The organism is Sagittula marina, from assembly GCF_014196795.1.
In the GTDB taxonomy this organism is placed as follows: domain Bacteria; phylum Pseudomonadota; class Alphaproteobacteria; order Rhodobacterales; family Rhodobacteraceae; genus Sagittula; species Sagittula marina.
Window position 1 is genome coordinate 560219 of record NZ_JACIEJ010000001.1, and the last position, 23222, is coordinate 583440.

Annotated in this window: 28 protein-coding genes; 11 read left to right on the forward strand and 17 right to left on the reverse strand. The window is 61.9% G+C overall.

What is annotated here, in order from left to right; all coding sequences use genetic code 11:
* The first annotated feature begins 232 nt into the window (after window positions 1-232).
* The 5 genes from GGQ68_RS02665 to GGQ68_RS02685 all read left to right on the forward strand — a co-directional run bounded on the left by GGQ68_RS02665 (window position 233) and on the right by GGQ68_RS02685 (window position 4363).
* On the forward strand, window positions 233-1501 hold the full coding sequence (locus GGQ68_RS02665; protein WP_183963009.1) for an HlyD family type I secretion periplasmic adaptor subunit: 1269 nt from the start codon (window positions 233-235) through the stop codon (window positions 1499-1501).
* Window positions 1502-1625: 124 nt separating this feature from the next.
* On the forward strand, window positions 1626-2090 hold the full coding sequence (locus GGQ68_RS02670) for a RidA family protein (protein WP_183962839.1): 465 nt from the start codon (window positions 1626-1628) through the stop codon (window positions 2088-2090).
* The gene (locus GGQ68_RS02675) at window positions 2090-2845 is read left to right on the forward strand and encodes a glycerophosphodiester phosphodiesterase family protein (protein WP_183962840.1); all 756 of its coding nucleotides are present in this window, start codon (window positions 2090-2092) and stop codon (window positions 2843-2845) included. Before GGQ68_RS02670 ends, GGQ68_RS02675 begins: the two co-directional genes overlap by 1 nt.
* 31 nt (window positions 2846-2876) lie before the next feature.
* Complete coding sequence (locus GGQ68_RS02680; RefSeq protein WP_183963010.1) at window positions 2877-4076, forward strand: GNAT family N-acetyltransferase; 1200 nt, start codon at window positions 2877-2879, stop codon at window positions 4074-4076.
* Window positions 4073-4363 carry a 4a-hydroxytetrahydrobiopterin dehydratase gene (locus GGQ68_RS02685; RefSeq protein WP_183962841.1) on the forward strand — a complete coding sequence of 97 codons (291 nt, stop codon included), beginning with the start codon at window positions 4073-4075 and terminating at the stop codon, window positions 4361-4363. Before GGQ68_RS02680 ends, GGQ68_RS02685 begins: the two co-directional genes overlap by 4 nt.
* 81 nt (window positions 4364-4444) lie before the next feature.
* Here the strand turns inward: GGQ68_RS02685 and GGQ68_RS02690 are convergent, their stop codons facing one another.
* Window positions 4445-6628, reverse strand: coding sequence for a transglycosylase domain-containing protein (locus GGQ68_RS02690; RefSeq protein WP_183962842.1), 2184 nt, complete (start codon window positions 6626-6628; stop codon window positions 4445-4447).
* A 255-nt stretch (window positions 6629-6883) separates the two neighbouring features.
* Here GGQ68_RS02690 and GGQ68_RS02695 point away from each other — a divergent pair, with 255 nt between their 5' ends.
* The 4 genes from GGQ68_RS02695 to bfr all read left to right on the forward strand — a co-directional run bounded on the left by GGQ68_RS02695 (window position 6884) and on the right by bfr (window position 9620).
* Window positions 6884-7222 carry a P-II family nitrogen regulator gene (locus tag GGQ68_RS02695; protein WP_183962843.1) on the forward strand — a complete coding sequence of 113 codons (339 nt, stop codon included), beginning with the start codon at window positions 6884-6886 and terminating at the stop codon, window positions 7220-7222.
* Window positions 7223-7249: 27 nt separating this feature from the next.
* The gene (locus tag GGQ68_RS02700; RefSeq protein ID WP_183962844.1) at window positions 7250-8590 is read left to right on the forward strand and encodes an ammonium transporter; all 1341 of its coding nucleotides are present in this window, start codon (window positions 7250-7252) and stop codon (window positions 8588-8590) included.
* 185 nt (window positions 8591-8775) lie between these two features.
* Entirely contained in the window at window positions 8776-9018 is a 243-nt protein-coding gene (locus tag GGQ68_RS02705) for a (2Fe-2S)-binding protein (RefSeq protein ID WP_183962845.1), read from the forward strand.
* A gap of 119 nt (window positions 9019-9137) precedes the next feature.
* Window positions 9138-9620, forward strand: coding sequence for a bacterioferritin (bfr, locus tag GGQ68_RS02710; protein WP_183962846.1), 483 nt, complete (start codon window positions 9138-9140; stop codon window positions 9618-9620).
* Window positions 9621-9841: 221 nt separating this feature from the next.
* Here the strand turns inward: bfr and GGQ68_RS02715 are convergent, their stop codons facing one another.
* The 6 genes from GGQ68_RS02715 to recO form a co-directional block, all read right to left on the reverse strand.
* Complete coding sequence (locus GGQ68_RS02715; RefSeq protein WP_183962847.1) at window positions 9842-10612, reverse strand: FadR/GntR family transcriptional regulator; 771 nt, start codon at window positions 10610-10612, stop codon at window positions 9842-9844.
* A 152-nt stretch (window positions 10613-10764) separates the two neighbouring features.
* On the reverse strand, window positions 10765-11205 hold the full coding sequence (locus GGQ68_RS02720; protein WP_183962848.1) for a molybdenum cofactor biosynthesis protein MoaE: 441 nt from the start codon (window positions 11203-11205) through the stop codon (window positions 10765-10767).
* Window position 11206: 1 nt separating this feature from the next.
* Window positions 11207-11452 carry a molybdopterin converting factor subunit 1 gene (moaD, locus tag GGQ68_RS02725; protein ID WP_183962849.1) on the reverse strand — a complete coding sequence of 82 codons (246 nt, stop codon included), beginning with the start codon at window positions 11450-11452 and terminating at the stop codon, window positions 11207-11209.
* Window positions 11452-12117, reverse strand: coding sequence for a CDP-diacylglycerol--glycerol-3-phosphate 3-phosphatidyltransferase (pgsA, locus tag GGQ68_RS02730; protein ID WP_183962850.1), 666 nt, complete (start codon window positions 12115-12117; stop codon window positions 11452-11454). Before pgsA ends, moaD begins: the two co-directional genes overlap by 1 nt.
* A 77-nt stretch (window positions 12118-12194) precedes the next feature.
* Window positions 12195-13031: a DUF305 domain-containing protein gene (locus GGQ68_RS02735; protein WP_183962851.1), complete on the reverse strand. Its 837-nt coding sequence runs from the start codon at window positions 13029-13031 to the stop codon at window positions 12195-12197.
* 57 nt (window positions 13032-13088) lie between these two features.
* Window positions 13089-13820: a DNA repair protein RecO gene (gene recO / locus GGQ68_RS02740; protein ID WP_183962852.1), complete on the reverse strand. Its 732-nt coding sequence runs from the start codon at window positions 13818-13820 to the stop codon at window positions 13089-13091.
* Window positions 13821-13913: 93 nt separating this feature from the next.
* Between recO and GGQ68_RS02745 the strand changes: the two genes are divergently transcribed.
* Window positions 13914-14714: a lysozyme family protein gene (locus tag GGQ68_RS02745; RefSeq protein ID WP_183962853.1), complete on the forward strand. Its 801-nt coding sequence runs from the start codon at window positions 13914-13916 to the stop codon at window positions 14712-14714.
* A gap of 35 nt (window positions 14715-14749) precedes the next feature.
* Here the strand turns inward: GGQ68_RS02745 and GGQ68_RS02750 are convergent, their stop codons facing one another.
* From GGQ68_RS02750 to GGQ68_RS02760, 3 genes are all read right to left on the reverse strand, one after another.
* Window positions 14750-15082 (reverse strand): DUF1491 family protein, encoded by a 333-nt coding sequence (locus GGQ68_RS02750; RefSeq protein WP_183962854.1) that lies wholly within the window; start codon window positions 15080-15082, stop codon window positions 14750-14752.
* 97 nt (window positions 15083-15179) lie between these two features.
* Window positions 15180-16088, reverse strand: coding sequence for a GTPase Era (gene era, locus GGQ68_RS02755; protein ID WP_183962855.1), 909 nt, complete (start codon window positions 16086-16088; stop codon window positions 15180-15182).
* Between the two features lie 304 nt (window positions 16089-16392).
* Entirely contained in the window at window positions 16393-17259 is an 867-nt protein-coding gene (locus GGQ68_RS02760) for a DMT family transporter (protein ID WP_183962856.1), read from the reverse strand.
* 143 nt (window positions 17260-17402) lie between these two features.
* Between GGQ68_RS02760 and GGQ68_RS02765 the strand changes: the two genes are divergently transcribed.
* Window positions 17403-18140: a thermonuclease family protein gene (locus tag GGQ68_RS02765; protein ID WP_246429222.1), complete on the forward strand. Its 738-nt coding sequence runs from the start codon at window positions 17403-17405 to the stop codon at window positions 18138-18140.
* A gap of 18 nt (window positions 18141-18158) precedes the next feature.
* Here the strand turns inward: GGQ68_RS02765 and rnc are convergent, their stop codons facing one another.
* From rnc to GGQ68_RS02800, 7 genes are all read right to left on the reverse strand, one after another.
* A complete protein-coding gene (gene rnc / locus GGQ68_RS02770; RefSeq protein ID WP_183962857.1) occupies window positions 18159-18836 on the reverse strand; it encodes a ribonuclease III in 678 nt (225 codons plus the stop codon).
* 169 nt (window positions 18837-19005) lie between these two features.
* The gene (gene lepB, locus GGQ68_RS02775; RefSeq protein ID WP_183962858.1) at window positions 19006-19839 is read right to left on the reverse strand and encodes a signal peptidase I; all 834 of its coding nucleotides are present in this window, start codon (window positions 19837-19839) and stop codon (window positions 19006-19008) included.
* Window positions 19840-19977: 138 nt separating this feature from the next.
* A complete protein-coding gene (gene acpS / locus GGQ68_RS02780) occupies window positions 19978-20382 on the reverse strand; it encodes a holo-ACP synthase (protein WP_183962859.1) in 405 nt (134 codons plus the stop codon).
* A gap of 38 nt (window positions 20383-20420) precedes the next feature.
* On the reverse strand, window positions 20421-20873 hold the full coding sequence (locus GGQ68_RS02785; protein WP_183962860.1) for a hypothetical protein: 453 nt from the start codon (window positions 20871-20873) through the stop codon (window positions 20421-20423).
* 26 nt (window positions 20874-20899) lie between these two features.
* Window positions 20900-21382, reverse strand: coding sequence for a nucleoside deaminase (locus GGQ68_RS02790; RefSeq protein WP_183962861.1), 483 nt, complete (start codon window positions 21380-21382; stop codon window positions 20900-20902).
* A 71-nt stretch (window positions 21383-21453) separates the two neighbouring features.
* Window positions 21454-22008, reverse strand: a complete 555-nt coding sequence (gene rsmD / locus GGQ68_RS02795) for a 16S rRNA (guanine(966)-N(2))-methyltransferase RsmD (RefSeq protein WP_183962862.1) — start codon at window positions 22006-22008, stop codon at window positions 21454-21456.
* Window positions 22005-23216, reverse strand: coding sequence for an NAD(P)/FAD-dependent oxidoreductase (locus GGQ68_RS02800; protein WP_183962863.1), 1212 nt, complete (start codon window positions 23214-23216; stop codon window positions 22005-22007). The genes rsmD and GGQ68_RS02800 overlap by 4 nt, the downstream gene beginning before the upstream one ends.
* Window positions 23217-23222: the final 6 nt, after the last annotated feature.

The window sequence follows — 23222 nt, forward strand, 5'->3', positions numbered from 1 at the left end:
CCCGACTGACCGCGTGGTGCAAAGCCAACCTGCACCGGCCCAGTCTCGACCAAAGCCACGGCAAGCCGCCCCGCACCCTCGGGCCGCACAGCAGCCACAGCCGGTGACCCAGGACAAGGCGCCCCTCGCGCCGCAAGCGGGCGGGCCCTCCGGCCCGAACACGGCCGCGCCAAAGGCCACCCCAGGCAGCCCCCCACCTGCGGGTCATGCCAGCTTTTCGACGCGCACGCCCATGGCTGTGGGCCTGATCGCGGTGGCGATTTTGTTCGGTGGCTTCGGGACCTGGGCCGCAACGACGAACATTTCCGGAGCCATCGTTGCTTCCGGTCAGATCGAGGTCGATCAGAACCGGCAGGTGGTCCAGCATCCCGACGGCGGGGTGGTCTCGGAAATCCTTGTCAGCGAAGGTGACACGGTGGCCGAGGGTGACACGCTCATCAAACTTGACCCCACGCTGTTGCGCTCGGAACTGACCATCGTCGAGGGGCAGCTGTACGAACTCATGGCACGTCGCGCGCGGCTCGTGGCCGAACGCGATCTGGCAGAGGAAATCGTCTTCGCCGAGGCAGTGCTGACCGCCGCTGAAAGCGATCCGGAAGTGGCCGAACTTGTCGAGGGGCAGCGCAACCTGTTCTTCGCCCGCGCCGAATCGCTCACCGGGGAGGTGGAACAGCTGACCAAGCGGACCGAACAGATCACCGATCAGGTTGGCGGCATCGAGGCCCAGCAAGACGCGCTGGAAGCACAACTCGACCTGATCGAGCAGGAACTGGCCAGCAAGCAAACGCTTCGTCGCAGCGGCCTTGTGCGCGAACCCGAAGTGCTGGCGCTGCAACGCGAATTGGCGCGCCTGTCGGGCACCGTAGGCGAACTGGTGGCGCAGAAGGCACAGGCCGAGGGCCGCATCACGGAGACGGAGATCCAGATCATCTCTCTCACCACCCGCCGCCGCGAAGAGGCCATCACCACCCTGCGGGACCTGCAATTCCGCGAGCGCGAGCTGGCAGAACAAAGCCGCGCCCTGCGTGAGCGGCTCAGCCGGATGGAGATAAAGGCGGCCGTCTCCGGCGTGGTCTACGGGTTGACGGTCTTTGCCCCGCGCTCTGTCATCCGGCCTGCTGATCCGGTGCTCTATCTGGTGCCGCAGGACCGTCCGCTGGTCATCGCAGCGCAGGTGGAACCGATCCACATCGATCAGCTGTTCGTTGATCAGGACGTCAGCCTCCGGTTCTCCTCGCTTGACCAGAAGCAAACGCCGGAGCTGTTCGGCGAAGTGGTGCAGATCTCTGCCGACGCCTTTGAGGACGAACGCTCCAGCGTGCGCTATTATCGCGCGGAAATCCTTCTGAACGAGGGCGAGATCGAGCGCCTGCCGGAAGGGGCGAAGCTGATCCCCGGCATGCCGGTCGAAGCGTTCATACGAACCGAGGATCGCACACCGCTGGCCTATCTGGTGAAGCCCTTCATGGACTACTTCGCCCGCGCCTTCCGCGAGAGCTGAGCCCGCTTCGGTCGGGATGCCTCCCGACCGATCCGCCGCGCCCATCGGCACCTGCGCTTATCCCGTTGCAATCCGCTGCACGGGCGATACGGTCGCGGAAAATTCGCGACCAAAGGATCCCATCATGAGCAACCCGATCGAAGATCGCCTTTCCGCCCTTGGACTGTCCCTGCCGGACGCCCCTGCGCCTGCCGCCAACTACGTGCCGTTCGTGCGCACGGGCGACACGCTTTATGTCTCCGGCCAGATCAGCATGGCCAACGGCGCGCTGATCACCGGCAAGGTCGGCGCAGACCTGTCGGTCGAAGAGGGGACTGCCGCCGCACGCGCCTGCGCGCTCAGCCTTCTGGCTCAGGTAAAGGCCGCCTGTGACGGCGACCTGACCCGCCTCAAACGCGTTGTGAAATTGGTGGGTTTCGTCAACTCCCCCGCAGAGTTCACCGACCAGCCGAAGGTCATCAACGGCGCCTCCGACCTGATGGTCGAGGTCTTGGGCGATGCGGGCCGTCACGCGCGCTCTGCCGTGTCCGCTGCGTCGCTGCCCTTGGGTGTCGCTGTCGAAATCGAAGGCATCTTCGAGGTCGCCTGATGCCAATCCTGCCCGACGCCTTTTTGGCCACGCCCATCGCGCACCGTGCCCTGCATGATCGCGCGATGGGGCGGCCGGAGAATTCCCGCGCCGCAATCCGGGCGGCCATTGCGGCGGGCTACGGTATCGAGATCGACCTGCAACTCTCCGCAGACGGGCAGGCCATGGTCTTTCACGACTATGACCTGTCCCGGCTGACCGGCGATACAGGCCCCCTGCGCCAACGCGATGCTGCGGCGCTCGGGGCCATCCACCTCTCCGGCACCGACGAGGGCATCCCTACGCTGGCCGACGTCCTGACCCTCGTGGCAGGCCAGGTGCCGCTGCTGATCGAGCTCAAGGATCAGGACGGCGCCATGGGCCCCGACACGGGCGCGTTGGAGCGTGCCACGTCTGAGGCCCTGACGACCTACGACGGGCCCGCAGCGCTGATGTCCTTCAACCCGCACACGGTCCGCTTGCTGAGGGACCTTTGCCCGGATCGCCCCGTGGGGCTGACCACCTGTGCGGGCACCGCGAAGGATTTCCCGATCCTCTCTGCCGAGGAGCGCGCGGAGTTGTCCCGGATCGCCCTGGCGGACGAGATCCGCCTCGCCTTCATCAGTCACGATCACACGGATTTGACAAACCCAAGGGTGAAGGCCCTGCACGAAGCCGGTCTGCCCATCCTGTGCTGGACGATCCGGACACCGGAGGAGGAGGCGCAAGCGCGGCAAATCGCGGACAATGTCACCTTCGAAGGCTACGCCGCTTGAACCCCGCGTGCCGTGGGCCAAATTCAACAACATGACCACCGAAACCGCTGCCCGTGACGTCGCCGTCAATGTCCTGCCCTCCCTGTCGCAAATAGATGCGGCGGTGTGGGATGCCTGTGCCTGTCCGGAGGCCGCAGATGGCGGACGCCCAAACGACCCATTCACCACGTACCGGTTCCTGAAGGCGCTGGAGGACAGCGGCTCCGTCGGTCCCGGCACCGGGTGGGAGCCGCATTACCTCGCGGTCGAGGTGGAGGGAGAGACGGTCGCCGTCGCGCCCATGTACGCCAAGGGCCATAGCCAGGGCGAATACATCTTTGACCACAACTGGGCGCATGCACTGGAAAGCGCGGGCGGGCGCTATTATCCGAAAATGCAGATCGCCGTGCCCTTCACCCCCGCCACGGGGCGACGCTTTCTGACCAAACCGGGATACGAGGCGCTGGGACAGTCCGCCCTCACCCAAGGCGCGGTGCAATTCGCCAGCAATCACGAGCTCAGCTCCCTGCACATTACATTTTGTACGGAAGAGGAGGCCGAAACCGGCGAAGAGCTGGGTCTCCTGCGTCGCGTCACGCAGCAATTCCACTGGTACAACGATGGCTACGCCGACTTCGACGCGTTCCTTGCCGATCTGTCGTCGCGCAAGCGCAAGAACATCCGCAAGGAGCGTCGCACCGCGCAGGACTTTGGCGGCACGATTCGCACGCTCACCGGTGACGACATTCAGCCCCGACACTGGGACGCCTTCTGGCAGTTCTACCAGGACACGGGCAGTCGCAAATGGGGCACGCCCTACCTGACCCGCGCGTTTTTCGAAGCAGCGCAGGAGACACTGCGCGACGACATCGCGCTTGTCATGTGTGAACGCGACGGCACCGCTGTGGCGGGTGCGCTGAATTTCATCGGGCGCGACGTGCTTTATGGCCGCTATTGGGGCTGTGTCGAAGATCACCCCTGCCTGCATTTCGAGGCGTGTTATTATCAGGCCATCGACTTTGCCATTGCCCACGGCCTGTCCCGCGTCGAAGCCGGCGCCCAGGGGGAACATAAACTGGCGCGCGGATATTTGCCCGCGCAGGTCCATTCGCTGCATTGGCTGGCGAACGAGGGTTTCCGTGACGCCGTTGCCCGCTACCTTGAAGAAGAGAGACGCGCCATCGACGAGGACATTGAAATCATGACCTCTTTCGGCCCGTTTCGCAAAGACCAAAGGGAAGAACAGCAATGAATGAACGTCTGTCCGACACTGGCCGCAAAACCGTCTTGGCCCCCCTGTTCGACACCGGCTGGGAGATGGTCGAAGGGCGCGATGCCATTCGCAAGACCTACAAGTTCGAAAACTTCGTGGAGGCGTTCGGCTGGATGACGCGCGCCGCTTTCTACGCGGAAAAGTGGAACCACCATCCGGAGTGGTCCAACACGTACAACACGGTAGAGGTCACGCTGACCACGCATGACGTGGATGGCCTGTCCTCGCTCGACGCCAAGCTGGCGCGGAAGATGGACGGGCTGTAAGGCCCACCTCCATAGCCTCATGACAAAAAGGGCGGGGATTTTCCCCGCCCTTTTTCGTGTCTCGATCATGCTGCCCGGCGGTCAGTTGCCGCCAAAGATGCTGCGCAGCACATCCTCCAGAGAGTTGCTTTCCACCTGCCGCGTGCGGCCCGGTGTGCGCGGCGCGGGCTGCACCTGCGGCTGTTGGACGACCTGCGGGGCGGGCTCCGGCTCGGGGGCAGGGGGCACCGGGGCTTCCATCGGCAGCGGTTGCGGTGTCATCCCGTCGTGAACGCGCGCCATGACTTCGCCAAAGATCTCCGCAGGCAAGCCGCCGCCGGTCACGCCGGTCAGTGGGGTGTTGTCGTCGTAGCCCATCCATACACCGGCCACGTATTCCGAGGTAAAGCCGACAAACCATGCATCCCGCGCCTCCTGGCTGGTGCCGGTCTTGCCCGCCACTTGCCAGCCGTCGACCTTGGCCCGTCCGCCGGTGCCCTCGCTCACGACCTTTTCCATCATCCAGGCCAACTGCCGCGCCGCGCTTTCCTGAATGACGCGCTCCCCGATGCCACCGCCCGTCCCCATGAGCGGCTCTTGCTCACCCTTCAGACGCAGCTCCTTCAGCCCGTAGGGCGTCACCGACGACCCGCCGTTCAGAATGCCCGCATAGGCGCCCGTCATTTCCAGCAGCGTTGCCCCGGAGGTGCCCAAAGCCATGGAGGGCACATCCTGCAGATCCCGGTAGATGCCGAAATCGCGGGCCACCCGCATCACCAGATCGCGGCCCACCGACTCGGACACCTTGATCGCGGGAATGTTCAGCGACCGTTTCAGCGCGTCGATCAGGGTCACACGGCCCGAGTATTTGCGGGTGTAGTTCTCCGGGCACCATTGGCCCGACCCGGGAATGTTCAGGCAGTAAGGCTCGTCCAGCACCGTGTCGTAGGGCGAATAGCCCAGCTCCAGCGCCGTGGCATAGATGAACGGCTTGAAGGCAGAGCCGGTCTGCCGCACCGCTTGGAAGGCGCGATTGAACAGCCCCGTGGCGTCAACGTCGCGCCCGCCGACCATGGCCCGGACCGCCCCGTCGGCGGACATGACAATCACGGCCACCTGCGCCTTTGAGCTGTCAGAGACCTTCTCGCGAAATACCTTATCCACGGCGTCCTCGGTTGCCTGCTGCAAACGCGGGTCCATGGTGGTGGAGATGAGCACATCCTCCGTCGTGTCCTTGGTAAAGAACTCCGGCCCGGACTGCATGACCCAGTCGGCAAAGTACCCGCCGCCCAGACTGTCTGCCTGCGAGGACAGCCTCGCCGGGTTGCGTTGCGCTTCTGCTTCTTGCTCGGCGGTGAGGTAGCCTTGCTCCTCCATCAGGCGCAGCACCGTCGCGGCGCGCGCCTGCGACCGTTCCAGGTTCGAGGTGGGGGACAACGTGGAGGGTGCCGTCAGGAGGCCTGCAATCATGGCGCCCTCGGACGGGTTCAGCGCGGCGGCGTGTTTGCCAAAGTAGCGCTGCGCCGCGGCCTCGGCCCCATAGGCGCCGCCCCCCATATACGCGCGGTTGAGGTAAATGGAGAGAATGTCATTCTTGGAATATTTCACCTCCATCGCCATGGCAAAGATCGCCTCGTTGATCTTGCGCTCCAGCGAGCCCTGACGGCAATCGGCGACGAATTCGGCCTCGTTTTTCCATTCCTTCGGGTCAAACGTGCGGCCAAGGCACAGCAATTTCGCGGTCTGCTGGGTGATGGTCGACCCGCCGTGTCCGGACAGTGGCCCGCGCCCTTCGGACAGGTTGATGCGCACCGCAGAGGCAATGCCCCGTGGGCTGAGACCAAAGTGGCTGTAAAACCGCTTGTCCTCTGTGGCGACAACAGCGTTCTTCAGGTGCGGACTGACCGACGTCGCCGTGACAGCACCGCCGAACTGGTCGCCGCGCAGGGCAAATACGCGCCCGTCGCGGTCCATCAGCGTCACCGACCCGCGCGCCCGCCCGTCCAGCAGCGTGTTCAGCTCCGGCAGGGTCGATGACGTGTAAAGCACCCATGACCCGATCAACAGGGCCACGATAACCGCCACGCTGACAGTGATTTTCAACACCGTTCGCATGATCCAGCCAAAGAAGCCAAGGATCCACGCCACAGGGCCCCGCCGGCGTGGTGCGCGGCGCGGTGTGGGGGCCTTCTTTTTCTTTGCTGGCTTCTTGGGTGTCTGGCCGGGGCTTTTGCCGGAATATCGGCGATCCGCCACCAGCTTGCCTGACTTGCGCGATGAACTCATGGAAAAGGTGACCTGCTCTGACGTTTCTTGGCGCGACTCTACTTGGTTGGCCAGGGAATGTTGACCACCTCTGCTGCCTGCTCGCGTTTTTGTTTCGCTCAAAAATGCATCAACAATCCCATTTCGCTCAAAAATTAGACGACAGGTCGCGTGAAACGGACGGGAATTTGTTCAAAGCCTTCATTTTCAGCGGCACTCACCGTTTTGCTTCAGGGGCCATTGCGAGGGAACTCGCCAAGACCGAAGGGGAACAAGGTGAAACTGATCATTGCAACGATCAAGCCGTTCAAGCTCGAAGAGGTGCGTGAAGCGCTCACGGGCATCGGCGTGCGCGGCATGATGGTTACGGAAATTAAGGGCTTCGGCTCTCAATCCGGCCATACCGAAATCTACCGCGGTGCAGAGTATGCCGTGAATTTCGTGCCGAAGATCAAACTGGAAATCGTCGTCAGCTCCGCCATGGCCGAGCAGGTGGTCGAAACCATCAAGACGACAGCGCAGACCGGCAAGATCGGTGACGGTAAAGTCTTCGTTCTCGACGTGCAGCAAGCCGTGCGCGTGCGGACCGGCGAAACCGACGCAGACGCGTTGTAACCTAGCGACACCAAGGGGACTTATTGAATGAAACTCTTCTCTTCCGTTGCCGCAGCCACAGTATTGGTGGCGCTGCCGAGCCTGGGGCTTGCCCAGGAGGAAGCCTCCGCCGTGGCTGGCGTGGACGCTTCTACAGATACGATCTTTATCCTGAACTCTCTGCTGTTCCTGATTGGCGGCTTCCTTGTGTTCTGGATGGCAGCAGGCTTTGCCATGCTGGAGGCCGGCCTCGTGCGGTCCAAGAACGTCACCATGCAGCTGACCAAGAACGTCGCGCTCTTCTCTCTTGCGGCGATCTTCTACTACCTGATCGGTTACAACCTGATGTACCCGCTGGGCACATGGTCCGTCGATGGCATCCTGTCCGGCGTCTGGGGACCGGGCGTGCTCGAAGCGGTTGGCGTTGCCCGTGATGGTGCCGACGATTACGGCTACGCATCCACGGGGTCTGACTTCTTCTTTCAGCTGATGTTCTGTGCCACCACCGCGTCCATCGTGTCCGGTACCGTGGCCGAGCGTATCAAGCTGTGGCCCTTCCTGATCTTCGTGGTCGTCCTGACCGCCTTTATCTACCCGCTTCAGGCGTCCTGGAAATGGGGCGGCGGCTTCCTTGACGAGATGGGCTTCCTCGACTTCGCTGGCTCGACCGTTGTGCACTCCGTTGGTGGCTGGGCGGCTTTGACCGGTGCCCTGATCCTCGGCCCGCGTATCGGCAAGTACAAAGATGGCCGCACCATCCCGATGCCCGGCTCCAACCTGTCGCTGGCGACGCTCGGTACGTTCATCCTGTGGCTCGGCTGGTTCGGCTTCAACGGTGGTTCGCAGCTGGCCATGGGCACCGTGGGTGACGTGTCCGACGTGTCCCGCATCTTTGCCAACACCAACACGGCAGCGGCCGGTGGCGCGATTTCAGCGCTGATCCTGACCCAGATCCTGTACAAAAAGCCTGACCTCACCATGATCCTGAACGGCGCGCTGGCCGGTCTGGTCTCCATCACGGCAGAGCCGCTGACCCCCTCTTTGGGCGCAGCAACTCTGATCGGCATGGTTGGTGGTGCGATCGTGGTCTTCGCGGTTCCGCTGCTCGACAAGCTCAAGATCGACGACGTGGTTGGTGCCATCCCGGTTCACCTGCTTTGCGGCATCTTCGGCACCATCGCGGTTGTATTCACCAATGGTGACGCGAACCTCGGCGTGCAGCTCTATTCGATCCTCATCGTCGCGATCTTCACGATTGTTGCATCGGGTATCGTCTGGTTCCTGCTGAAAATGCTCATGGGGATCCGTGTTTCCGAAGAAGACGAGATCACCGGTCTCGACATGGCCGAAATGGGCATGGAAGCTTACCCGGAATTCTCCAAAGGCTAAGGTCCTGTAGCTCGGGTCAGGCGGCGGCGCCTGATCCCACCGGCACTCAAGCCCCGGACGCAGTGATGCGCCCGGGGCTTTCGTTTGGCTGGCCCGGATCACAATCTGTCCGAGTAAAACAATCAGGATTGACATGACCAACTATATTAGTCACCTTTCAGGGGCAATGCCGAGGAGATCCGCCCATGATGGTTTGTCACTGCAACGCGATCACCGACCGCGACATTCATGCCGCCATGCATTGGATGCGCGCCGCCGATCCGGACACCATCATTACACCTGGTAAGATCTATCGGGCCCTGGGCAAGAAAGCCGACTGTGGTGGATGTTTGCCGCTTTTCATGCAGACGATGCAGCGCAACGACAGTCTTGGCGTTCCGGTCCTGACCCCAGCGGCAGAACGTCGGCTCAAGGCCGGTCGCCCTTAAACCTCCGTGACCTTCTTTGCGATCTGCGCCATAGTCCCGAGTCTGGAACCCAGCCAAGGGATTGCTCGCTCGCCGGGCGTGCCGTTAGCGAGGACCCTGATAGCAAACGAGAGGGCACCATGAAGGGCGACGAAAAAGTCATCGAATATCTCAACGCTGCATTGCGTAGCGAACTGACCGCGGTCAGCCAGTACTGGCTGCATTACCGCCTGCAAGAAGACTGGGGCTTTGGCCGTGTCGCTGCCAAGTCGCGGGAAGAAAGCATCGAAGAGATGCAGCACGCCGATAAACTGATCGAGCGAATCATCTTCCTTGGTGGTCATCCGAACTTGCAAAAGCTCGATGCGCTGCGCATTGGCGAGACCCTTCGCGAGACGCTGGAAAGCGATCTGGCCGCGGAACACGAGGCGCGCACACTGTATATCGAAGCGCGTCAGCATTGTGAAAAGGTTGGGGACTATGTGTCCAAAAACCTGTTCGAAGAGCTGATCACTGACGAAGAAGGTCACATCGACTTTCTCGAAACTCAGCTTGAGCTCGAACAGACCATCGGCGCGTCTGCCTACGGTCAATTGCAGGCCAAGCCGACCGACGAAGCCTGAATCCGGCACTTCGCCACACGGGGCCGCGCACCGAAAGGTGGGCGGCTTTTGTGTGTTCGAAATTACGATTCGGACACGTATTTGATGCCCGGCTGTGTGAAGGTTAACAAACGACCGGTTCGTGCGGCCAAACCGGTCGGGACTCACCTTACGAAATGGTTAACCTGCGCCGTTTACTCATGCGTTCGATGCGTTAAGAGCGGGTGATTGTCGCGGATTTTCTATCTGCTTTCGGTCTCGCGCATCAAACGTTGACGGGCAATTAACTCATTTCTTGCCGTTTTTCTGTCCGCAGTCAGGGCGTCTTCGACATAGCCCAGGTGCGCTTCCACGGCTTCTCTTGCGGCCCGGCCGTCACGGGCCTGCAATGCCACATTGATGGCTTTGTGCTGCTCCAGAAGCTGCTCTCGCGTGTTGCGCTGCCGGAACATGACCTGGCGATTGTAAAAGACACCCTCGCGCAACAACTGATACATGCTGCGCATCATGTGCAGCATGATAACGTTATGAGATGCCTCGATAATTGCGAGGTGAAAGTCCGCATCCAGCCGTGCTTCCTCTGCCGGATTGCGTTTGCCGTGGGCGGCTTCCATCTTGGCCATCAGCTCTGCGATGACCTTCAGATCTGTTTCTGTGCCATTGTCGGCGGCGCGCTGTGCGGCCAGCCCTTCCATGTCGCGGCGAAAGCTGAGGTAGTCAAACACGGCCTCGTCATGTCCGGCAAACAGCCCGATAAGTGCCTCTGAAAACGCCGAACCCAGGACATCCGTCACGTAGATGCCGGCACCGGCGCGGCTTTCCAACAGCCCTCGGTTTTGCAGCTCAGACACGGCTTCCCTCAGGGAAGGCCTTGAAACGCCTAGCTTTTCCGACAATTCTCGTTCTGACGGCAAGCGTTCTCCGGGGCGCAGAATGCCGCGCAGGATCAGCTTTTCAATCTGACGAACAACTGTCGCTGACAGTTTTTCCGGATGCACCTTCTCGAATGGCATCTGCGCCTCCTTGGTCTGATTGTCTTACCAATCCTGTGCAACCCGCGCAAAGACCATGATGGCAAACGGTTGATACGTGGCCACGTTTGTGTCCCCGGCAACATCCATCAATTTTAGTCCAATTGTTGTATTTTGCAAAACGGACGAGGCACCTACCAGCGATCAAGCGCGGTTTCGTCCGCGTCGCGGGCAGCAACCCAACCGGCGCTCTCGCCAGTGTGTTCCTTCTTCCAAAAAGGCGCACGACTTTTGAGGTAATCCATCAGAAATTCGGCGGCTTCAAAGGCGTCTTTTCGATGACGAGCGGCGGTGGCGACCATCATGATCTGTTCACCTTTTTCCAGGCGCCCATGACGGTGTATCACCAAAGCGTCGCCCAGTGACCAGCGTTCCATCGCTTCTGATGCGATTTTTTCCAGCGCCTTTTCGGTCATACCGGGATAGTGCTCGATCTCCATGGCGTTCAGCCCGCCATCCACGTCGCGCACAACGCCTGTGAACGTCACAATTGCGCCCATGTCGTGACGGCCAGCAGCAAAATCAGAGGCTTCGGCACCATAGTCAAATGGCTGCTCCTGAACGAGAATCCGCATCTCAGCCCCCGGTCATCGGTGGGAAAAACGCAACTTCGCGGGCACCGTTCAGCGCCGCGTCGAAATCCACAAGATCCTGATCCACAGCGACGCGCAGGGCGGCCAGATCCTCGAATGCGGCGGCATAGCGGTCTTCCCGCGCGCGCAATTCATCTACCAACTCCATGACCGTGCCGGCTTGGGTATCGAGGGTTTCCTTGGCCAGGCCGATCCGTTCACGTACCCATGCAAAATATAGAACTTGCATCAGCTTTCCTCCTTCAGGAAAGGAACGGCTTTGCGGAAATAATCCAAGCCGGTGACCAACGTCAAAGCCGCTGCCAACCACAGCAAAGCGATCCCAACCGGGCCGGCCCAAATCATGCCGAGGTGCTTCCAAACCAGCCCTTGTGTGTCCTCGACCGTGCCGTTCAACACGCCTTGAACGATCTCCGCATCCATACCGATTATCGAAACGCCGAAGTAGTGCTCAAACACGCCGTGGCCGAACAGGACAGCGATGGCGACCATTTGAACGGTGGTCTTCCACTTGGCGAGCTTTGTTACCTTCAATGTCCCAGCGGTGTCGCCAAGGTACTCTCGCAGGCCAGAGACAGAGACCTCTCTGAACAAGATTACAGTGGCCGGCAGCACCAGCCATGGCGTGTAGGAATTGTAGGCCACAAGCACCATCAGCGCGATCACGACCATGGCCTTGTCCGCGATGGGGTCGAGCATTGCGCCGATTTTGGTTTCCTGATGCCACATCCGGGCAAGATGGCCGTCAAAAAAGTCGGTGATTGCGGCGGACATAAACAGCAAAAGCGCCAGCCAGTCAGCCAATGGGCGCGAAAAATACAAAAACATCAACGCCACACCGGGTGCAGCGATCAGGCGCAAGGCCGTCAGTATATTGGGCATATTCCATTTCATGACCAAATTCCTAACGGTTTCCAGAGGACGAGGGAAGGGGCGAAGATGCCGCCCGACAGGGCCTGTCTGTCACGAGTTCAGCAATTCCAAAAGCCGAGAAACCCCGCCTGCAAGCCCTGATCGAGACCAAAGTCGAGCCGCGCATTGGCGCGCATTGACAGGCCCGGCAGTTCTTCGACGGTCATGGACACGCCATCGGCCGCCCATTGGCCCGGTGCCGTGCTGTCCAGCGCAATAAGAACACCGTTCAGCTTCATTGCCGCAGCGCCTTCCGGGTTCGTCGCCCAAAGCACAGGATTGTCGCTGCCGGTGTATTGAAACGTGCATTCGGCGTTTTGCGCCAGCACTTGCTCGGCTTCACTCGGGGTCATGGGACTGGGATCAAGTGTCGACAACAACGTGTTGTTCAGAGCCGCTTGAATATTCCCGACCTGCGGCTCGGGATCGACGTAGACGTCCGTTTCGATGCGTCCTGCCTCAAGATCGGCAATGAGCGCGCGCATCTCTGCAATCTCTTTTTGTTGGGCATCTGCTATTCCTGCGGCGAGCTTTGCAACACGCGCATCTGTGATTTCGGCCCGGGTGGAGGTCATCACGGCGATGGAATGATGCGGGATCATGGCACGCATGTAGCTTGCACCCTGGATCGTGATTTGAGACCGCACCAGAAACAGCGACACCGCAAAGATCACAACACCCGCGATCATGATCCCCAGATTGACGGCGCGTTTCGGGTACATGTCCGCCATGAAGGCCATCATTACCACGGCCATGACGCCGCCCATCAGAAGCGCCATGTAAATACGTGTCTCAGAGAAGAAGACATGCTCCAGCGCGAAGGTGTTCAGATACATCAGGCCGAACATGATGAGCGTGGATGCCACGATCATGGCAGCAAAGCGGGCGTAATTCATCTGATTTCCCTCAGGACAGTATTGCTGTCCCAACGACCGTCGCGGCAAATGGTTGCCTCAAGCTTTGGCGCGAGCGCGAATGCGATCCAACAGGCGGGCACGCGCCTCGGGGAGGGGCTTGTCCCCCATTTGTGGCGCGAGGCGATGCTCCATGAAATACCCCGTTGTAACAAGGGCTTCAGCAATCTCAGCGTCCTCCGAAGATCCTTGGCCCAGTAAAACGGGAGGCAGAGGCAGCAGATGGTGGATCCAGTTGCCCGCCCCTTCGGCCGTGACCGCTCGCCCGGATTTGGGAGAGACATAAACCAACCCCTCGGTCCGGCCCGTCACCGCGCAAACGGTCAGATCAAGCGCAAAGCCCATCTCCTCCAGCAGCGCCTGCTCCCATCGCAGGTAGGCCAGCGGCCAAAGATCAGGCTGCCCGAGTAGGTCGAGCAACTGTTCCGAAAGAGTGTAAAGCGCGCCATGCGGCACCCGCTCGGGGAGGCAGAACCGCAGCAGCGCGACAACCGCGTTCAGCCCGGCCAGAGCCAATCGGTCGCCGAGTGCATTGGCCGCGCGCGAGCGTTGCGGTTCAAAGGTGAAGGCGCCGATATGATCCTCCAGGCGAGCGCGCCAGCGCAGGTCCAGTTGCGCGCCTGGCTGTAGGTGCGGCGCCATCTTTCGTGAGGTTCCACCGCGCACGATGCCCGCATGCCGCCCGTGGGTCGGTGTAAAGACGTCGAGGATCAGCGAGGTCTCGCCATGCCTGCGCGTCGCCAGCAATATGCCCGTGTCTCGCCATTCCATTTGCGGAATTTGGCGATTGCGACGGGCGGGGGCAAGGGTTTCTCAACCGGTCTGTGTCATCACGGGGCATACCCTTCAGAAAGGAGGCCCTCAATGGCGCGAAGTGTCCTTGCTCTGGTGTTGATCCTGTTTGCCCTCGTCATGGGAGGCGGGCTGCCAGCACAGACGATCTCCATGGAATCTCGTGGTGCGCTGATCTCTGCACGGGGGCCTCTGATCGGAGGGGGGGCGATGGCGATCATCAGTTCATCGAGCGGTGGGGCCAGCGTGATTGAAGCAAGCGTCGATCCAAACGGCGCACAGGCCAGCCTGTTTGCCGGGCGGGCCGCAGCGTCCTTGTTCGCGCCTTGGCCAGTGCGAAAAGCCGATCGGGGCGGGGTCCAAGGCATCCTGCCGGTTCGGAGCGGCAGCGGCCCTGTGGCGCGTCTGCGAGACCTTATCGCGGCGGCGGAGGCTGGTTCGGCGCAGTATGACGCGGTGCAATATGGCGCACGGATAAAGACACCAAAACCGCCGACGCAGATGACCTTGGGCGAGATTTTTGCCTGGATCGACGCGACGCCAGGACAACCCCATGCCATCGGGCGCTACCAGATCATTCCAAAGACATTGCGCGGGCTTGTGCGCAAGGCGCACCTGGGGCCCACCACGAGGTTTTCGCCGCAGGTGCAGGATGCCTTGGCAGATATCTTGTTGGAGGAGGCTGGGCTGTCGGCAATGCAGGACGGCGTGATGACACGGCGCGCGTTCATGAACAACGTGGCAAAGATCTGGGCGGGTTTGCCCAACGCCTCAGGGCGTTCACACTACCACGGATACGCCGGAAACAAGGCGACCATGAGCTGGGCGCACTACGAGGCGCAGATGCGGCAGATCTTTCCAAGTGCGACCTGAGGCAAGCCGGGATTAACTTTTGTCTGCAGGGCGTCTCAAGCCAGACCGGGCGCGTCCAAAAGGTGCCGACCTGCGCGATCTTCGACCTCGATCACCCAGAGGTCCGGATCAAAAGAGCGTTGCTTTGCAATGGTTTGATCTATATCGCGCTCTTCCCCTTCGGCCAGGGTCGTCCACTGACGGTCCCCTGTCTGCAGATCGAAGCCGCGGGTGAATGCTTTGGCTTTGCCGTCCAGTGTCGCGAGCTTGACCAGCACCGCGCCGGCATTGTCATCGCCGTGGGCGGTGACGAATGCAGGGATGTCGTGAAGGCGAAGCCGTGTGAGATAGGCATCGATCCAAAAACGAGAAGTGAGTCGCGGGGTCATGCGGGGCCTTTGGAAAATGGAAGGCGAAAGGGGCTTTGCCCCCTGCGCTGAAGCGCCGCCACCGGGATATATCCAAGCCTGAAGGAGCGCCGTTGGATCAGGCGTTGCCGTCCTTGAAATTCAAGCCCATTTCCGAGTAGCGCTCTTTTTCCTCAAGCCAGTTTTCACGGACTTTGATCTGCAGGAAAAGGTGCACCTTTCTACCCAGGAATTCAGTGAGTTCCTCGCGGGAGGCCTTGGAAATAGCTTTGATCGTCTCACCTTTGTGGCCAAGGATGATGCCTTTGTGGCCGTCGCGGGCGACGTAGATAACCTGGTCGATACGCGCCGTGCCATCGTCGCGCTCTTGCCAGCTCTCGGTTTCGACCGTCAGCTGATAGGGCAGTTCCTGATGCAGGCGCAGGGTCAGTTTTTCACGCGTCATTTCTGCGGCAATCATGCGCATGGGCAGATCGGCAATCTGATCCTCGGGATAGAGCCAAGGCCCTTCGGGAAGTTCCGCCGCAATCCACTCGCGCAGATGATCCACGCCGTGACCCTTCTCGGCGGAGATCATGAAGGTGTTCAGGAATGTGAATTCTTCGTTGAGCGATTTTGACAGCTGCAGCAGGTCTTCGGCTTTGACGCGGTCTATCTTGTTGATCGCAAGCGCAATTTTGCGACCTTTCGGGATGTCTTGCAGCCCTTCGAGGATGCGGCGCACGCCATCGGTCATGCCGCGGTGTGCCTCGACCAGCAAAACCACGATGTCAGCATCGGCGGCCCCGCCCCAAGCGGCGGCCACCATGGCGCGATCCAAGCGGCGGCGCGGCTGAAACATGCCCGGTGTGTCGACGAAGATCAGCTGGCTTTCGCCCTGCATCGCGACCCCGCGAATGCGGGCGCGGGTGGTCTGAACCTTATGCGTTACAATGGAAACCTTGGCCCCCACCATGCGGTTGGTGAGAGTGGATTTGCCTGCGTTGGGCTCTCCGATCAGGGCGATGAAACCGGCGCGTGTGGTCATGTCTGGGGCATTGGTCCTGGCTGATGAAGGCAACTCCCTAGCGGGTTTTGCAAGCTTTCGCCATAGCACAATGGCGTTCCCGCGTCTGCTGTACGGCGTGCGGTTCGTTAACCGGGGCGCATTAACCAAATATTCAGGCGAGTCCCGACCGGTTCGGCGTGAAAATCCGGTCGGATGTTAACTGTTTTACGACGAGGCCGAATCGGGAACACGGCGATTTTCGGCGTATTTGAAGGATTTTGATCCAGTCCGGCGGCAGAGCCGTTTTGCGGCGGTCACAAGCGCGTGAGCCACGAAAATAAAGTCAGCGCCGCCGCCCATCGCGGATCAGGGAGTAGGTGCCCGACCCGACGATCAGAGCTGCGCCGGCGAGGGTCAGGACATCGGGGCGCTCGTTGAACAGGGTGTACGCCAACACCAGCGCGACCAGAAGGCGGGCGTAGCGGAACGGCGCAACGACGGAGACTTCGCCGGTGCGCATCGCCCAGGTCATCGCCGTGTAGCCCAGGACGCCTGAAAGCGCTGTGCCGCAGAGCAGCGCGGCGGATGTTGCTGACGGCAGGCTGGGCGCACCCGGCTCGAACCCCAGGATGACCATCCCGGCGCATGTAACGACGGCAAAGCCCAGTACGCCAAGTTGCGCGGCATGCACATGCATCGGCGCAGTGCGCGTGGCGAGGTCGCGGCCCGCAAAACCGATCATGCCGAGGATGGCGAGGATCGCGTTCGGCTGAAACGCGTCGGGCGTGGGACGAATGATCAACAGCACACCGGCAAAGCCGACGGCCATCGCCGCCCAGCGGCGCGGTCCGATCTTTTCGCCCAGTATCAGGCCCGCGCCGAGCATCACAACCAGCGGGGCCGCTTGCAGGATGGCAGAGGTCGTGGACAGCGGCGTGTAGGCCAGTGACAGGGCAAAGAACAGACGCCCGACGATCTCGAAGGCGGTGCGGATCAACAGCCGCTTTTTGAGGTACTCGCTGGTCCAGACCGGCACGCCCTGCTGCCGGGCATACAACGCGTAAAGCACCATGGCCGTCAGCCCGAATTGCACCGTGGCCATGCCTGCCGAGGTGCCCTGGGCGGTGGCCGCTTTGAAGAAAGCGTCCTCGACCCCGAAGCCGACCATGGCGAGGATCATGAAGAGCGCACCGCGGAGGTTGTCAGTCATTGCAAAGCTTTCGTATCGGGCGCCACGACGTTGCATGAATATCGATGCACGGCAAGGAGATACGCGATTGAGACTGTTTGCGACCCGGAGGATTTGAATCTACCGTGAGCTGTATACGTGGTTGAAAGAGTGGTCGGCGAAATATGGATTTGGAATTGAGCACCATCGTGGTCGTAATTGTTTTGGGTGTGGCTGTCTTGTTTTGGAGGCGCCGAGCCAAGATAAAAAAGCGATTGCAGGAAGAAGAATGGGCTCGGTTTGCAGAGGAAGTGACCAAAGAGCCTTATAAGCGCCCGCCGGGAATACCCAGTTATCACAGTACTATGCGTTACGGACGTGCGGCCGAAACCTCGATGGCTGCGGATCGCAGTGCAGACGTTGCGCGGGACGAGGCCGATCCGCTGTCAAACCGGCCGGAAGACACCGCCGGGTCAGCGCGTATCCTGACGGGGAAAGCCTGGGTGGTGGATGGCGACACCATTGATGTTGCTGGTGTTCGCTTGCGCCTGTTCGGGATCGACGCGCCGGAAATGGACCACCCCTATGGCATTCGGGCAAAGCGATCCATGCAAGGGTTTTGCAAGGGACGTATCATAACCGCTGAGGTTGTTGATGAGGACGCGCATGGCCGGACTGTCGCCAAGTGCTTTCTACCCGATGGGCGGGATTTGTCTGCTGAGCTGGTGAAGAAAGGGCTGGCATTGGATTGGCCCAAATACTCGGCGGGTGTTTACGCTGATCTGGAAACAGAAGATGCACGCAAGAAGCTATGGCTCGCGGCGGCGCGTCAGAAAGGGCATATGCACGTTTGGCGTCGATTTGAAGCGCAGCAAGCTGCAAAGAACGCCAGGCGCGCCGAGACCAACGTGGCCGCGAAATGACGGGCGTCTGGCGGCGGGTCAGCCCACTTGATCGAGCAGGGCGCGGGCGGCGGCTTGTTCGGCCTGCCGTTTGCTCCCTGCGGTGGCTTGGGCGGATTGGCCGGAGCCGACGCGGACTTCGATGGTGAAGACGGGCGCGTGGTCGGGGCCGGCGCGTTCGATCGTGTCGTAGGAGGGCGGGGGCATCTTGCGGGCCTGCGCCCATTCCTGCAGCGCGGTCTTGGCGTCTTTTGCGTCTTCTTCGACGCCCTTTATCCGGTCGCCCCAGAGGCGCAGGATCATGTCTTGCGAGGCCTCGAAACCGGCGTCGAGATAGACCGCGGCAATCAGCGCTTCCATGGCGTCGCCCAGCAGGGCCTGCTTGCGGCGGCCGCCGGACATCTGCTCGGACCGGCCAAGTTTCAACGCATCGCCCAGACCGAGCTCGCGGGCCACGTCGGCGCAGGTCTCCTTGCGCACCAATGCGTTGTAGCGAGGGGCAAGCTGGCCTTCGGTGGCGGTGCGGTCATGGGCCAGAAGCGCCTCCGCCATCACGAGGCCCAACACGCGGTCGCCCAGAAATTCGAGGCGCTGGTTGTCCTGCCGCGTGGGCGAGGACATGGAGGAATGGGTCAGCGCGCGGCGCAGGCGTGCCTTGTCGGTGAAGGAATAGCCGAGGCGGTCTTCGAGCGCCTTGACCTCTGCCGAGAGTTTCATGCGAGGCTCCTTGGCGCCCGGCCGGGACCGTCCCTGCAGCGGGACGCCCCTGGTCGCGTGCCATATGATGATCTGAGGGCGGTGTTTTCCGCCCTTCGGGTCGGGATGTCCAGCGGTGCGGCGCTACAAAAAGCGCGACGCCCGGTCGCGGGGACCGGGCGTTCTGGGGTTATTCGACTTTCTTGAAGAAACGGTCGCTGCGCCATGTCCAGAAGAACAGCATGGAGCGTCCGGCGGAAGAGAACATGATGCGATCGGCGCGGCCAACGATGTTTTCGAAGGGCACCATGCCGACGCCACCCACCATGTTGGAGATGCGGCTGTCAGCGGAGTTGTCGCGATTGTCGCCCATGAAGAAAAAATGGCCTGCGGGGACTTCGTAGACGCCGGTGTGGTCGGAGGACTGGTCGTCGATATTGAGGATCGAGTGGGTCACGCCGTTCGGCAGGGTTTCCAGCATCCGGGTCTTGGTGCAGGTGCCGCCTTCTCCGACGGGGCCGTTTTCACAGCGTGGACGCAGACCCTGCGGGCCTTGTGGCTTTTGAATTTCCTCGAACGTGCCTGCGGGCTGTACCTCGACCGGTTCGCCGTTGAGATACAGGATGCTGTCGCGCACCTGCACCTTGTCGCCCGGCAGACCGATCAGACGTTTGATGTAATCGCGGCCCGAGGTGGGGTGGCGGAAGACAACCACATCGCCGCGCTTCGGCTCAGAGCCAAACAGGCGCGTGTTGTCGCCATCGGCCCAGCCACATACATCCTGCGCGTCGATGTCGATGCCAAAGCGCGGGATGATGACAGACGGGCAGGAGGCGTAGGAATAGCCGTAGGCCATCTTGTTGACGAAGAGGAAATCCCCGATCAGCAGCGTGTCCTTCATCGACCCGGAGGGGATCCAGAAGGGCTGGAAAAGGAAGGTGCGGAAGATGCCTGCGATGAGGAGTGCGTAGACGATGGTTTTGATCGTCTCGACGATGCCGCCCTTTTTCTCTTCGGTTGCCATGAAATGCCCCTTGGTTCTTATGCCTGCGCTTGATGCGGCGCAGGGCGGGGCGTGTCAAGGCAGCAGCGCCCGGCACATCGCGATGGTCCGTCAACTGTACGTGGGGCGACAGGTTCCGGGGGCGGGGTGCGCCGCGTCCTACGCGGTGATGGGGCGGGCTTCGATCACGACGAAGGCCTGCGCCCATGGGTGATCGTCGGTGAGGGTGACATGGATGATGGCGTCATGCCCCGGCGGCGTCATCTCTGCCAGACGTTCAGCGGCCCAGCCTGTGACCTGCATCACCGGCTGTCCGGTGGGCAGGTTGCTGACGGCCATGTCCTTCCACGAGATCCCCATGCGCAGCCCGGTGCCAAGCGCCTTGGAGCAGGCTTCCTTGGCCGCCCAGCGTTTCGCATAGGTGCCGGCCACATCGGCCCGGCGTTCGGCCTTTGCCTGTTCCACATCGGTGAAGACACGATTGCGGAAACGGTCGCCGAACCGCTCAAGCGTGCCGGCGATGCGGTCGATGTTTGCGAGGTCTGTTCCGATGCCGAGGATCATGGTGCTTGGGTAGGCGGGCTGGTGGGCGGGCGCAAGGCTTAGTCGTGGCGCAATTTGGCGTCGATGGCGCCCGTGGACTGGTTGAGGGTGAGCCACAAGGGGAGGGTGTCGCTGTCACCGGTGGCCGGATTGAAGACATCCACCAGCAGCGAGAACATCAGCCCCACGGAGGGATCGTAATCGGCGTTGAGCGTGTCGAACTTCATCCCGGCGAAGCCCGCGCCGTCCAGCCCCAGCAATTTGCACTGGCGTCCGCCCCAGTCTTGTTCCGGAGGAGACTGCACCATGAGCCACGCCCACCCCAAGGCTGGTTCGATGGTGTCCAGCATGGTCAGGCGGACGTTCCCGTTGGCGAAGGTGCGGCTGTGCGCCTCCCACGGTTCGGGAATGTTCTGCGCATTGCTCTGCCAGTCACAGTCGCTCACGGTGATCGGTTGCGCCTGAGCGACGAGGGGCAGGCAGCACAGGGCGATGGTGGCGAGACGGGACATGGGCAGGCTCCGGCTGAGGGGCGCCGTCAGTCGTCCTTGGCGGCGTAGATGTCGAGGATTCGATGGTCGCACAGCCCGCCGATGGCGGTAAAGTCCTTATGATCCGCCTCGCGAAAGTCGGGGATATTCAGGCCGGGGAAGGCAAAGTACTTGTCGGTGGGCACGTCGGGCCGTCCCGCCGCATAAATCACCCGGGCAATTCCGGCGAAACGCATTGCCGCGAGGCACATTTCGCAGGGTTGCAGCGTGGTCAGCAGCGTGCAGCCATCCAAGCTTGGGTCCTTGAGCGCGCGGGTCGCGGCGGAGAGGGCGACGATTTCAGCATGCCGGGTGGGGTCGTGATCCAGGTGCACCTCGTTCATGCCGCGTGCCAGAAGGATGTCGCCGCGCATCACTGCGGCGGCGATGCCAGCCTTGCCGCCGGTGTCGGCCTCTGCGCGGGCGCGGTCGATGAGGTCGTTCATGACGGCGGTCTCGGCGGCGGTAGGCTGGTCGGGGTGGTCTTTCATGGCGGCGCTCCTGATGGGAATTCGCAGGATAACGTCAGGGCGTGCCGAAGAGTTGCCGTGGTTTGAGGGCCTCAGGCGCGCATCACCGTCACATGGGTGTCGCCATAGCGGCGGGTGTCTTCGACGGTGAAGCCCTCGGGCGCCTGTTGCGGGGTGCTTTCCTCGAACACGATCAGTGCGTCTGGTGCGATCCAGCCCTGATCGCGGGCTGCGCTGAGGGCCTTGTTGCCGAGGGATTTGCCATAGGGTGGATCGAGGAAGATCAGCGAGCAGGGGGCGTCGGTCGGTGGCAGGCGCAGGGCGTCCGCGCCGATCAGCCTGGTCTCCTCCGCGCAGCCAAGCAGGGCGATGTTGTCGCGGATCAGCTTTTGCCCGACGCGGCCTTTTTCAACGAAAACGGCAGAGAGCGCGCCGCGCGAGAGCGCCTCCAGCCCCAGCGCACCGGTGCCTGCGAAAAGGTCGAGCACACGCGCGCCGTCGAAAGGGTCGCCAAAGCGTCCCCCGCTCAGCATGTTGAACAGCGACTCCCGCACACGGTCGGTGGTCGGGCGCAAATGCGCGCCCGGGTCCCCCTTGCCGACGGAGGCCAGTCGCCGTCCGCGCCAGTCTCCGGCGATGATCCTCACGCTTTCAACAGTGCCTTGAGCTCGACATCCGGGTTTGCCACGGCGTCCGGATCGGGGGACTTGCCCGCGTCGATCAGCCGTTTGCCCACCATGTAGGCACGGCCGTCGTTCATGGCGTCCACGGCGAGCAGCTTGTCACCTTCGTAATACCAATGCGAGACAGCATCGCCGGTGGTGCGGACGACAACCCGGTCGTAGCCCGTGTTCAGCCCGGCGATTTGCAGTTTGACGTCGTATTGGTCGGACCAGAACCAAGGCTTGGCGACGTAGTCGCGGCCTGCGCCCATGATGTTGTCGGCCACAAGTTCGCCCATGTCGACGGCATTGCCAACGCTTTCGAGGCGAATGCGGCCCTCTCCATGCGGGAAGGAGGCGCAATCGCCCGCCGCCCAGATGGACGGGTCGGAGGTCTGGCCTTGGGTGTTCACGGCGATGCCGTTGAGGATCTCCAGCCCGGCGCTTTCTGCCAGCGACTGAGCGGGGGAGATGCCGACACCGACGATCACCATGTCCACGTCCACGAGGCTGCCGTCCGCCAGTTCGGCCTGGGTCACATGGCCGTCGTCGTTGCCGTGCAGCTGTTTCAGACCGGTGCCTTCGCGCAGGTCGACGCCGTGGGATTTGTGCAGGTCGCGGAACCAGGCGGAAGTCTCCGGGGCGGCGACGCGTTGCAGGATGCGGTCTGCGGCCTCCACCAGTGTCACGGACAGGCCGAGCTTGGCGCAGACGGCGGCTGCCTCCAGCCCGATGTAGCCCCCGCCAACGACGAGCACCTTCTTGCCCGACACGCAGGAGGGGCACATGGCGTCCACGTCTTTGAGCGTGCGAACCTCGTACAGCCCGTCCAGATCACCGCCGATGGCCGCCGGCAGGCGACGTGGCACCGATCCGGTGCACAGCGCGAGGTGGTCATAGGCAATGGCCTGACCTTCGGCCATCACGGTTTTGGTCTCTGGGTCGATGCCGCTGACATGGGCGTTCAGGTGCAGGTCGATGTCGTGTTCTGCGTAGTAGCTGTGCGGGCGCAGGTAGAGGCGTTCTTCCTCCATCTCGCCCATCAGGTAGGCTTTGGACAGGGGCGGGCGCTGGTAGGGGGGCACCGGCTCCTCGCCGATCAGAGTGATCTGCCCGTCGAACCCTTTTGAGCGCAGACGCGCCACCAGCGATGCCGCCGCTTGTCCACCACCCACAACAACGACCTTGCTCATCACCCG

Bases quoted from the DNA above. Each gene is read 5' to 3' on its own strand.
- GGQ68_RS02665 (WP_183963009.1), top strand. From the start codon at position 233: ATGGCTGTGGGCCTGATCGCGGTGGCGATTTTGTTCGGTGGCTTCGGG.
- GGQ68_RS02670 (WP_183962839.1), top strand. From the start codon at position 1,626: ATGAGCAACCCGATCGAAGATCGCCTTTCCGCCCTTGGACTGTCCCTG.
- GGQ68_RS02675 (WP_183962840.1), top strand. From the start codon at position 2,090: ATGCCAATCCTGCCCGACGCCTTTTTGGCCACGCCCATCGCGCACCGT.
- GGQ68_RS02680 (WP_183963010.1), top strand. From the start codon at position 2,877: ATGACCACCGAAACCGCTGCCCGTGACGTCGCCGTCAATGTCCTGCCC.
- GGQ68_RS02685 (WP_183962841.1), top strand. From the start codon at position 4,073: ATGAATGAACGTCTGTCCGACACTGGCCGCAAAACCGTCTTGGCCCCC.
- GGQ68_RS02690 (WP_183962842.1), bottom strand. From the start codon at position 6,628: ATGAGTTCATCGCGCAAGTCAGGCAAGCTGGTGGCGGATCGCCGATAT.
- GGQ68_RS02700 (WP_183962844.1), top strand. From the start codon at position 7,250: ATGAAACTCTTCTCTTCCGTTGCCGCAGCCACAGTATTGGTGGCGCTG.
- GGQ68_RS02705 (WP_183962845.1), top strand. From the start codon at position 8,776: ATGATGGTTTGTCACTGCAACGCGATCACCGACCGCGACATTCATGCC.
- bfr (WP_183962846.1), top strand. From the start codon at position 9,138: ATGAAGGGCGACGAAAAAGTCATCGAATATCTCAACGCTGCATTGCGT.
- GGQ68_RS02715 (WP_183962847.1), bottom strand. From the start codon at position 10,612: ATGCCATTCGAGAAGGTGCATCCGGAAAAACTGTCAGCGACAGTTGTT.
- GGQ68_RS02720 (WP_183962848.1), bottom strand. From the start codon at position 11,205: ATGCGGATTCTCGTTCAGGAGCAGCCATTTGACTATGGTGCCGAAGCC.
- moaD (WP_183962849.1), bottom strand. From the start codon at position 11,452: ATGCAAGTTCTATATTTTGCATGGGTACGTGAACGGATCGGCCTGGCC.
- pgsA (WP_183962850.1), bottom strand. From the start codon at position 12,117: ATGAAATGGAATATGCCCAATATACTGACGGCCTTGCGCCTGATCGCT.
- GGQ68_RS02735 (WP_183962851.1), bottom strand. From the start codon at position 13,031: ATGAATTACGCCCGCTTTGCTGCCATGATCGTGGCATCCACGCTCATC.
- recO (WP_183962852.1), bottom strand. From the start codon at position 13,820: ATGGAATGGCGAGACACGGGCATATTGCTGGCGACGCGCAGGCATGGC.
- GGQ68_RS02745 (WP_183962853.1), top strand. From the start codon at position 13,914: ATGGCGCGAAGTGTCCTTGCTCTGGTGTTGATCCTGTTTGCCCTCGTC.
- GGQ68_RS02750 (WP_183962854.1), bottom strand. From the start codon at position 15,082: ATGACCCCGCGACTCACTTCTCGTTTTTGGATCGATGCCTATCTCACA.
- era (WP_183962855.1), bottom strand. From the start codon at position 16,088: ATGACCACACGCGCCGGTTTCATCGCCCTGATCGGAGAGCCCAACGCA.
- GGQ68_RS02760 (WP_183962856.1), bottom strand. From the start codon at position 17,259: ATGACTGACAACCTCCGCGGTGCGCTCTTCATGATCCTCGCCATGGTC.
- GGQ68_RS02765 (WP_246429222.1), top strand. From the start codon at position 17,403: ATGGATTTGGAATTGAGCACCATCGTGGTCGTAATTGTTTTGGGTGTG.
- rnc (WP_183962857.1), bottom strand. From the start codon at position 18,836: ATGAAACTCTCGGCAGAGGTCAAGGCGCTCGAAGACCGCCTCGGCTAT.
- lepB (WP_183962858.1), bottom strand. From the start codon at position 19,839: ATGGCAACCGAAGAGAAAAAGGGCGGCATCGTCGAGACGATCAAAACC.
- acpS (WP_183962859.1), bottom strand. From the start codon at position 20,382: ATGATCCTCGGCATCGGAACAGACCTCGCAAACATCGACCGCATCGCC.
- GGQ68_RS02785 (WP_183962860.1), bottom strand. From the start codon at position 20,873: ATGTCCCGTCTCGCCACCATCGCCCTGTGCTGCCTGCCCCTCGTCGCT.
- GGQ68_RS02790 (WP_183962861.1), bottom strand. From the start codon at position 21,382: ATGAAAGACCACCCCGACCAGCCTACCGCCGCCGAGACCGCCGTCATG.
- GGQ68_RS02800 (WP_183962863.1), bottom strand. From the start codon at position 23,216: ATGAGCAAGGTCGTTGTTGTGGGTGGTGGACAAGCGGCGGCATCGCTG.